At 62.5% G+C, this 8255-nt stretch carries 13 protein-coding genes and 1 pseudogene; 9 read left to right on the top strand and 5 right to left on the bottom strand.

Going from position 1 to position 8255, the window contains the following annotated elements; all coding sequences use genetic code 11:
- Window positions 1-236, top strand: a pseudogene (locus ACXJKO_RS27415) (IS5/IS1182 family transposase); the annotation flags it as partial.
- A 1-nt stretch (window position 237) separates the two neighbouring features.
- On the opposite strand, the gene ACXJKO_RS27420 reads toward ACXJKO_RS27415, so the two are convergent.
- Together ACXJKO_RS27420 and ACXJKO_RS27425 are read right to left on the bottom strand one after the other, a co-directional pair.
- Entirely contained in the window at window positions 238-522 is a 285-nt protein-coding gene (locus tag ACXJKO_RS27420; RefSeq protein ID WP_457094206.1) for a hypothetical protein, read from the bottom strand.
- Between the two features lie 60 nt (window positions 523-582).
- Entirely contained in the window at window positions 583-906 is a 324-nt protein-coding gene (locus ACXJKO_RS27425; RefSeq protein ID WP_457094207.1) for a DUF1476 domain-containing protein, read from the bottom strand.
- Between the two features lie 238 nt (window positions 907-1144).
- On the opposite strand from ACXJKO_RS27425, the gene purC reads away from it, so the two are divergent.
- From purC to ACXJKO_RS27465, 8 genes are all read left to right on the top strand, one after another.
- Window positions 1145-1939, top strand: a complete 795-nt coding sequence (gene purC, locus ACXJKO_RS27430) for a phosphoribosylaminoimidazolesuccinocarboxamide synthase (protein ID WP_457094208.1) — start codon at window positions 1145-1147, stop codon at window positions 1937-1939.
- Between the two features lie 141 nt (window positions 1940-2080).
- Window positions 2081-2617: a hypothetical protein gene (locus ACXJKO_RS27435; protein WP_457094209.1), complete on the top strand. Its 537-nt coding sequence runs from the start codon at window positions 2081-2083 to the stop codon at window positions 2615-2617.
- A 67-nt stretch (window positions 2618-2684) separates the two neighbouring features.
- Window positions 2685-2924 carry a phosphoribosylformylglycinamidine synthase subunit PurS gene (purS, locus tag ACXJKO_RS27440; protein WP_457094210.1) on the top strand — a complete coding sequence of 80 codons (240 nt, stop codon included), beginning with the start codon at window positions 2685-2687 and terminating at the stop codon, window positions 2922-2924.
- Window positions 2925-2931: 7 nt separating this feature from the next.
- The gene (gene purQ / locus ACXJKO_RS27445; protein WP_457094211.1) at window positions 2932-3630 is read left to right on the top strand and encodes a phosphoribosylformylglycinamidine synthase subunit PurQ; all 699 of its coding nucleotides are present in this window, start codon (window positions 2932-2934) and stop codon (window positions 3628-3630) included.
- Between the two features lie 80 nt (window positions 3631-3710).
- Window positions 3711-5921 carry a phosphoribosylformylglycinamidine synthase subunit PurL gene (gene purL, locus ACXJKO_RS27450; protein ID WP_457094212.1) on the top strand — a complete coding sequence of 737 codons (2211 nt, stop codon included), beginning with the start codon at window positions 3711-3713 and terminating at the stop codon, window positions 5919-5921.
- A 12-nt stretch (window positions 5922-5933) separates the two neighbouring features.
- Window positions 5934-6170 carry a BolA family protein gene (locus tag ACXJKO_RS27455; protein WP_457094213.1) on the top strand — a complete coding sequence of 79 codons (237 nt, stop codon included), beginning with the start codon at window positions 5934-5936 and terminating at the stop codon, window positions 6168-6170.
- 44 nt (window positions 6171-6214) lie between these two features.
- Window positions 6215-6550 (top strand): Grx4 family monothiol glutaredoxin, encoded by a 336-nt coding sequence (gene grxD, locus ACXJKO_RS27460; RefSeq protein WP_457094214.1) that lies wholly within the window; start codon window positions 6215-6217, stop codon window positions 6548-6550.
- 201 nt (window positions 6551-6751) lie between these two features.
- Entirely contained in the window at window positions 6752-7069 is a 318-nt protein-coding gene (locus ACXJKO_RS27465; protein ID WP_457094215.1) for a hypothetical protein, read from the top strand.
- On the opposite strand, the gene tlpA is transcribed toward ACXJKO_RS27465, so the two are convergent.
- The 3 genes from tlpA to ACXJKO_RS27480 all read right to left on the bottom strand — a co-directional run.
- On the bottom strand, window positions 7066-7806 hold the full coding sequence (gene tlpA / locus ACXJKO_RS27470) for a thiol:disulfide interchange protein TlpA (RefSeq protein WP_457094216.1): 741 nt from the start codon (window positions 7804-7806) through the stop codon (window positions 7066-7068). The two genes, ACXJKO_RS27465 and tlpA, sit on opposite strands and share 4 nt — an antisense overlap.
- Window positions 7807-7865: 59 nt before the next feature.
- A complete protein-coding gene (locus ACXJKO_RS27475; protein ID WP_457094217.1) occupies window positions 7866-8033 on the bottom strand; it encodes a hypothetical protein in 168 nt (55 codons plus the stop codon).
- Window positions 8030-8255, bottom strand: a 226-nt coding sequence (locus ACXJKO_RS27480) for a transposase (RefSeq protein ID WP_457094218.1), incomplete at its 5' end; no start/stop codon positions are given. The genes ACXJKO_RS27475 and ACXJKO_RS27480, both read right to left, overlap by 4 nt.

The following is an 8255-nucleotide window of genomic DNA, read 5'->3' on the forward strand; positions in this document are numbered from 1 at the left end:
CGAGCGAGACCCCGGCCCAGGCCACTTCGATCCGAATCGAGATCGTCAGAAAGCCGCCTGATCAAGTCGGCTTTGCGGTACACCCACGCCGCTGGGTTGTTGAAAGATTCTTCGCCTGGATTAGTCGCAATCGCAGGCTCTGGAAGGATCCTGAGGCGACACTCACGTCAGCCCGAGCGTTCCTCTACGCCGCTTCCGTCATGCTCCTCATCCGCCGCTTGGGTCGATGCTCATGATTTACGGGACGGACTCTGAGACGCCCGCATCCAGGAAGCGCGAGGCGGAGGCGAAATCCCCCACGGGCACCCGCACCAGGGCCGGTTTGCCTGCGGCCGCGATCAGGGGGACGGCCTGGATCGCCGCCGCGAAATCCATGGACCCATGCTGCATGTCGATCGTCACCGCATCGAAAGCCTCGCGGGCGAGAAGGCCCGGGATCGAGGGGTCCGGCAGGCCGCACCAAGCCGCGATCAGGGGCTTTCCGCCCCGCAGGCGGTCGGGAAAGGAAGGATTGGTCAGCATGGGATTGTTCTCGTGATGAATGTCGCCCGGCTCCATGAGGAGCCGGGCATTTGCAAGACGCTATCGCCCTGCCTTGATGTCCTCAACCACCTGGATCAGCAGCTGCTGCATCTTGCTGCCAAGCTCGGCGTCATCGACGGACTTGCCGGCGCCCTCAAGGTCCTGGCGCACCTTGCGGAGCACATCGCCGTCGCCCGGTTCCTCGAAATCCGCCGCGACGACGGTCTTGGCATAGGCTTCCGCCTCCGGGCCGGTCTTGCCGAGGCGCTCGGCAACCCAGAGGCCCATGAGCTTGTTGCGGCGGGCTGTCGCCTTGAAGCGAAGGTCTTGATCGTGGGCGAACTGCTTCTCGAAGGCGGCTTCTCGGTCGTTGAATAGGCTCATCAGGCTTTCCTCCTTGGTCCAATATTATGCGATATAAGGGCGCACTCGTGTGATCGCCATGGCGTCCCCATCTAGAATGAGGTGCTTCAAAGGGGCGCCTGCCCTGCCATTCAGCGCGCTGCGTTGTACTTGTCCGACCGATCGGATAGGTTGCGGATTAAGCGGAGCGCCGGTCCAAAGCCGCGCTTGACGCCAGCCGCGGAACCGCACCATCTCGACCCAGGAGCCCACGGCAAATATGGATTTTCTCAAACCACGGTATACGCCTATGAATCGTCGCCGTCGCGTCTATGAGGGCAAGGCGAAGGTCCTCTATGAGGGCCCCGAACCCGGAACGCTCATCCAGCACTTCAAGGATGATGCCACCGCCTTCAACGCCAAGAAGCATGAAGTGATCGACGGCAAGGGCGTGCTCAACAACCGGATCTCGGAATACATCTTCCAGCATCTGAACGAGATCGGCGTCCCTACCCACTTCATCCGCCGCCTCAACATGCGCGAGCAGTTGATCCGCGAGGTGGAGATCATTCCGCTCGAAGTCGTCGTGCGGAACGTGGCCGCGGGCTCGCTGGCCAAGCGTCTTGGCCTCGAGGAAGGCACCCAGCTGCCACGCTCGATCATCGAATTCTATTACAAGAACAACGAGCTCGGCGACCCCATTGTCTCGGAAGAGCACATTACCGCCTTCGGCTGGGCCTCCCCCCAGGAGATCGACGACATCATGGCGCTCGCCATTCGCGTCAACGACTTCCTGTCCGGCCTCTTCCTCGGCGTCGGCATCCGCCTCATCGACTTCAAGCTGGAGACGGGCCGTCTCTGGGAAGGCGAGATGATGCGTATCGTCGTCGCCGATGAAATCTCCCCGGATTCCTGCCGCTTGTGGGACGTCAAGTCCAAGGACAAGCTCGACAAGGACCGGTTCCGCCAGGATATGGGCGGGCTCGTGGAGGCCTATACGGAAGTGGCTCGCCGCCTCGGCATCCTGGCCGAGAACGAGAGCACCGTCAGCGGCGGCCCACGCCTCGTGCAGTAAGCGGTCCGACGTTTGAATTTCTACAAAGCCCGGCCTTAGCGCCGGGCTTTTGTTAAGGGCAATATTATTTCCCCTCTCCTCTATGGGGGAGAGGAAGCGAGCCCATCGACCTCGCCCTCGGTTTGAGGCTAAAAAAGAGTCATGCTTCTTCGCCTGCTCTCCCGCTCCCTTCTCCTGCTCGTGACCATGACCTTGGCGAGCTGCGACTACATCCCCCGCCCCGTCGCGGGCCTCCAAGCGGATGCCTCCTGGGGCGCCCTTCCTTTACGCAAATGGCTCTCCGAGGAAAGGGCCGAGCCCATCGCCCTCTCCTTCTGCGCCCCGCCGGAATGCAGCCCAGGCCTCGCTGTGAGCGTCGTTCGCCTCAAAGGCCGGGACGCCCAGGTGACGGAAGCCCTGCTCAAGGACCCGGAGCGCCTCGCGCGGGCTTTGCGCTCTCCCGTGGACCGCAAGAAGCCGGTTAAAAGCACGATCACCGTCGAGCGCCTGCGCAATGCGCCCATTCCGGGATTTAGCATCACGCTCGCCCCCGCCGACGGAAGCAAGCCGCCTGCCTATGGAGCGGCCCTTGGAAGGCGGTCTGGCGAGGATCTGGACGTGGTTCTGGTCATCGGCCAGACTGCCGAAATCGTCGAGCAAACGGTTCGTGAAGTCGCTGCCCGTGAATTGGGCGTCTGAAGACGTTGTTTCTTACGGCTAATGGCTTTATGGCGTTGGGCAAATCTTGAAACAGCCCGAGGCCCCCATGAAAGCTCGCGTCACCGTCACCCTCAAGAACGGCGTTCTCGACCCCCAAGGCAAGGCCATCGAAGGCGCCTTGAAGTCCCTCGGCGTGGACGGCATCGCCGGCGTCCGCCAGGGCAAGGTGTTCGACATTGAGCTCGGGACCGCCGACAAGGCGCAGGCCGAGGCCGCCCTGAAGGCCGCCTGCGAGAAGCTGCTCGCGAATACCGTGATTGAAAACTACCGCGTCGAGATCGCGTGAGGCTGGCATGAAATCCGCAGTCATCGTTTTCCCCGGCTCCAATCGCGAAGGCGATGTGCTGCGGGCGCTCAAGTCAGCCGGCTCGCAGGTCGAGAAGGTCTGGCATGCTGAAACCGAGTTGCCCAAGGGTACGGATCTCGTGGTCCTGCCTGGCGGCTTTTCTTATGGCGATTACCTGCGCTGCGGCGCCATTGCGGGCCGCGCGACCGTGATGGATGCGGTGCGGGCTCATGCGGCGCGCGGCGGCCTCGTGCTCGGCATCTGCAACGGCTTCCAGATCCTCTGCGAGTCGGGCCTGCTTCCCGGCATCCTGATGCGCAACGCGAACCTCAAGTTCATCTGCCATCGCCAGTTCCTGAAGGTGGAGCGCAACGACACCGCCTTCACGAAAAACTACGCCAGTGGCCAGGCCATCGATGTCTGCGTGGCGCATGGCGAGGGCAACTACACGGYGGATGAGGAAACCCTGAAGCGCCTCGAAGGCGATGGCCTCGTCGCCTTCCGCTATTCCGATGCGCAGGGCCATGTGACGGCGGATGCCAACCGCAACGGCTCCATGAATTCGATTGCCGGCATCTATTCCGACAAGCTCAACGTGCTCGGCATGATGCCCCATCCGGAAAACCTGATCGAAGACCTCGTGGGCGGCACCGATGGGCGCGGCCTGTTCGAGAGCCTCGTTTCGTCTTTTTCCCGCGCTGCCTGAGCATTGAATGTAATCGCATTCTTCGGGCGGCGAACCGGTTCCCACTTCGCCTAAGAATGCTTAAAAGCACAGAGATCCCGATGATCCGCAACGACGTCGCCATCACCCCGGAGCTGGTCAAGGAGCACGGGCTGAAGCCTGACGAATACGAGCGCTTCGTGAAGCTGATCGGCCGCACGCCGACCATCACCGAGCTCGGCATCGTCTCCGCCATGTGGAACGAGCATTGCTCGTACAAATCCTCGCGCCTCCATCTGCGCGGCCTGCCGACGAAGGCGCCGTGGGTCATCCAGGGCCCCGGCGAGAACGCGGGCGTGATCRATATCGGCGATGGGCTCGCCTGCATCTTCAAGATGGAGAGCCACAACCATCCGTCCTTCATCGAGCCCTATCAGGGCGCGGCGACGGGCGTCGGCGGCATCCTGCGTGACGTGTTCACCATGGGCGCGCGCCCGATTGCGGCGCTCAACTTCCTGCGTTTCGGCGAGCCGGATCATCCCAAGACCCCGCATCTTGTGTCGGGCGTGGTTGCGGGCATCGGCGGCTACGGCAATTCCTTCGGCGTGCCGACCGTCGGCGGCAGCGTCGGTTTCGACAAGCGCTACAACGGCAACATCCTCGTCAACGCGATGGCGGTCGGGCTCGCCCGCACGGACGAGATTTGGTATGCGAAGGCCACCGGCGTCGGAAATCCGATCGTCTATCTCGGTTCCAAGACCGGCCGCGACGGCATTCACGGCGCGACGATGGCCTCCGCCGAGTTCGACGATGCATCGGACGAGAAGCGTCCCACCGTGCAGGTCGGCGACCCCTTCGCCGAGAAGCTTCTGCTGGAAGCCTGCCTCGAACTCATGAAGTCCGGCGCGGTGATCGCGATTCAGGACATGGGTGCCGCCGGACTCACCAGCTCCGCCGTGGAGATGGGCGCGAAGGGCAATCTCGGCGTCGAGCTCGATCTCGACAAAGTGCCCTGCCGCGAAGAAGGCATGACCGCCTACGAGATGATGCTGTCCGAGAGCCAGGAGCGCATGCTCATGGTGCTCAAGCCCGGCATGGAGAAGGAGGCCGAGGCCATCTTCCACAAGTGGGGCCTGGACTTCGCCGTCATCGGCAAGACCACCGACACACTCCGCTTCGTCATCAAGCACCAAGGCGAGGTGAAGGCCGATCTTCCGATCAAGGAACTCGGCGACGAAGCTCCGCTCTATGATCGTCCGTGGGTGGAAAGCCCGAAACGGCCCGTGATTACGCCCGACAGCGTGAAGGCGCCGATGTCGGAGGCCGAAGCGCTTCTGAAGCTCGTTGGCTCGCCAGACCAGTGCTCCAAGCGCTGGGTGTGGGAGCAGTACGATCACCTGATTCTCGGCAACACCGTGCAGACGCCGGGCGGGGACGCCGCCATCGTGCGCGTCGAGGACGGCCCGAAGGGTCTCGCGCTCACCACCGACGTGACGCCGCGCTATTGCGAGGCCGATCCGTTCGAGGGCGGCAAGCAGGCGGTGGCGGAAGCCTGGCGCAACATCACGGCTGTCGGCGGCCTGCCTCTCGCGATCACCGACAACCTCAATTTCRCAAGCCCCGAGCGGCCTGAATCCATGGGCCAGTTCGTCGGCTGCCTGAAAGGCATCGGCGAGGCCTGCAAGGTGCTCGACTTCCCCGTCGTGTCCGGCAACGTCTCGCTCTACAACGAGACCAACGGTCAGGGCATCCTGCCGACCCCCGCCATCGGCGGCGTCGGCGTGCTCGACGATGTGACGGTGAACGCCTCCATTGCCTTCAAGAGCGAGGGGGAACTCATCGTTCTCATCGGCGCGACTCAAGGCTGGCTCGGCCAGTCGATCTATCTGCGCGATGTCTGCGGCCGTGAGGAAGGCGCTCCGCCGCCGGTGGATCTGGCCCAGGAAAAGCGCCACGGCGACTTCATCCGTCAGCTCATCCGCTCCGGTCAGGTCAAGACGGTTCACGACCTCTCCGACGGCGGCATCGCCCTGTCGCTCGCCGAAATGGCCATGGCCGGCGGCGTCGGCGCAGAGGTCACCGCGATGCCGGAAGGGCTGCCGCTCCATGCCTTCCTGTTCGGCGAGGATCAGGGCCGCTATCTCATCGCCGTCGATGAGGATGTGGCAGCCGACATTCTCTATGAGGCAGGCGCTCTCGGCATTCCCGCCGTCACGCTGGGCGTCACCGGTGGCGATTCGTTGATTCTGCCGGGCCAGCAGGCCATATCCGTGAAGCAGCTCAAAAGCGCTCACGAGGCATGGTTGCCCGAATACATGACCGGCAAGTCATAAGGAGTTTAGTCCATGCCCATGGATGCACGCGATATCGAGAGCATGATCAAGGCCGCCCTCCCCGATGCGGTGGTCGAGATCAAGGATCTGGCGGGCGACGGCGATCATTACGCCGCCACCGTCACCTCCTCCGCCTTCAAAGGAAAATCCCGGGTCCAGCAGCACCAGATGGTCTATGCGGCGCTGCAAGGCCGCATGGGCGGCGTGCTTCACGCCCTTGCATTGACGACGCTGGCACCCGACAATTGAGAGACGAACCCGGCGCCTTGACCGCCTGGAGCAGGAGATACGTAATGGCTGACGCCAACCAGATCATCGACAACGAAGTGAAGTCCAACGACGTGGTGCTGTTCATGAAGGGCACGCCGCAATTCCCCATGTGCGGGTTCTCAGGGCAAGTGGTCCAGATCCTCAACTATCTCGGCGTTCCCTATAAGGGCGTGAACGTCCTCGAGGACGAGACCATCCGCCAGGGCATCAAGGACTATTCCAACTGGCCGACCATTCCCCAGCTTTACGTGAAGGGCGAATTCGTCGGCGGTTGCGACATCACCCGCGAGATGTTCCAGGCCGGCGAGCTGCAGCAGTTCTTCACCGACAAGGGCATTCAGGTTCAGCAGAGCGCCTGAGCGCGCCCTGATCCTAAGACGACAAGAAGCGGGGGTTTGACCCCGCTTTTTTGTTATCCAAACAGCCCCGCTCCCTTCGAACGGAGGGGCGTTAAATGTCGCATTCCTTAAACGGCTTAGTTTCCGGCACAATGCCAGCCTGATCGTTCACGAGCCGCCATACAAAAACAAAACATGGTGGCCTGAAAATGGGGGCTATCCATGGTCGAGCCGGAAACGAATGTCGTCGCCTTCAAGCCGCGCGCAAAGGTAGCGCATCATCCCAAGACCCTTCTGGAGCGGATTTACGCGGCAGGATCCCTGTCCGTGACCGCCGATGACCTCGCCACCAAGATGGCCTGCGTGACACTGCAGGGCCTGGGCTTCCTGGTAATCGAGGAAATCCTGGCCGACGGTACGCCACGCTTGCTCGAACGAGGCAAGGCCCGGCACGCCATGGATCGCCCCTGGCGGCTCTCGAAGCCCGGCTTCTCGGGCGAGTTCGGCCAGCCCGATGCCGAGGGCGCTTTCCGGTTCTAACTGCGTCCCAAAGCCGTCCGCACGAAGGCCAGTGCATCGGGCGAGGCCCATTCCGCCGGGCCCTTGAGGATCGCGATCTCGCAGCCTGCCGGATCGACCACGAAGGTGGTCGGCAGCCCGACCACATGACCCGATTTTTGCAGCACCTGAAGCAGCTTGCCGGCCGGATCGGCATGATAGGCCAAGTTCTTGATGCCGTTCTCCTGAAGCCAGGCCTTCGGCTTGTCGGGATTGCGCGTGTCCACGTTGATGGCGACCACCTGGAAGTCGCTGCCGCCTAGTTCCGCCTGGAGTTTGTCGAGGGCCGGCATTTCCTCACGGCACGGCACGCACCAGGTCGCCCAGAGATTGACGAGGATGGTCTTGCCACGGAAATCGGCGAGGCTCATGGGCTGCCCCTCTCCACCTGTGAAAGCGATTACCGGCGGCGGCTTGGGCGTGGAGTTCACATTAAGAGCGGCAATCTCGCCCTTTGCCAGCGGCTTCAGGCTGGTGGTTTTCGCCTGCGCAGCGCGGCATTCGCCGATTGCGGCGACATCGGTGTGATTGCGGGAAAATCCATACCATCCAGCGCCTGCGCCGATCAGGGCGAGAACGGCAATGCCTGCGAACATGAGACGGGTTCGAGCGGATTGTGGTGTTGGGGTCGTCGACATGAGATGGATGTGACGCTTTCCGCGGCGAACCTCAAGCCCCGAGCGACATACGGTCATCACGATCCCGTAGGCATCGCCCATCAAAATGGTCCCGGCAGCAGCGCCGCCGGGACCGGATCTCTCAAACCTTCCTTATCGGATCAGATGATGAGGATATCGGCGGCAGTCAGCCGGACATTGTTGAACTGAGCGACAATGGTGGCAGCCCGTCCACCGACTCCATCAACATCATAGAGCAGGGTATCTGTTCTGGGGTTGTAGATGAGATGGTCGTCACTATCGACTGCTAGAGTATCCGTATTGATCAAGCGGGTTTTGGGGACCAATTTCGCTGATCTCGCAAGAGCGCATTGGCCAAGATGATGAGTTTGCGCATGATCGCCGTCAGGGCGACTTTCGCCGGCTTTCCCGCCGCGAGCAGGGCCTGGTACTTGGCTTTCAAATCCGGGTTGAAGCGGGCCGCTACCAGCGCCGGCATGTACAGCGCCTGACGCAGATGGGCGCGACCACCGCGGATCATGCGGCGGCCG

This window comes from Microvirga sp. P5_D2, assembly GCF_054049475.1.

Excerpts from the sequence above, each read along its gene's own strand:
- ACXJKO_RS27455 (WP_457094213.1), top strand. The coding sequence starts at position 5,934 with ATGCCCATGGATGCACGCGATATCGAGAGCATGATCAAGGCCGCCCTC.
- ACXJKO_RS27465 (WP_457094215.1), top strand. The coding sequence starts at position 6,752 with ATGGTCGAGCCGGAAACGAATGTCGTCGCCTTCAAGCCGCGCGCAAAG.
- purS (WP_457094210.1), top strand. The coding sequence starts at position 2,685 with ATGAAAGCTCGCGTCACCGTCACCCTCAAGAACGGCGTTCTCGACCCC.
- tlpA (WP_457094216.1), bottom strand. The coding sequence starts at position 7,806 with ATGGGCGATGCCTACGGGATCGTGATGACCGTATGTCGCTCGGGGCTT.
- ACXJKO_RS27420 (WP_457094206.1), bottom strand. The coding sequence starts at position 522 with ATGCTGACCAATCCTTCCTTTCCCGACCGCCTGCGGGGCGGAAAGCCC.
- ACXJKO_RS27425 (WP_457094207.1), bottom strand. The coding sequence starts at position 906 with ATGAGCCTATTCAACGACCGAGAAGCCGCCTTCGAGAAGCAGTTCGCC.
- purC (WP_457094208.1), top strand. The coding sequence starts at position 1,145 with ATGGATTTTCTCAAACCACGGTATACGCCTATGAATCGTCGCCGTCGC.
- ACXJKO_RS27435 (WP_457094209.1), top strand. The coding sequence starts at position 2,081 with ATGCTTCTTCGCCTGCTCTCCCGCTCCCTTCTCCTGCTCGTGACCATG.
- grxD (WP_457094214.1), top strand. The coding sequence starts at position 6,215 with ATGGCTGACGCCAACCAGATCATCGACAACGAAGTGAAGTCCAACGAC.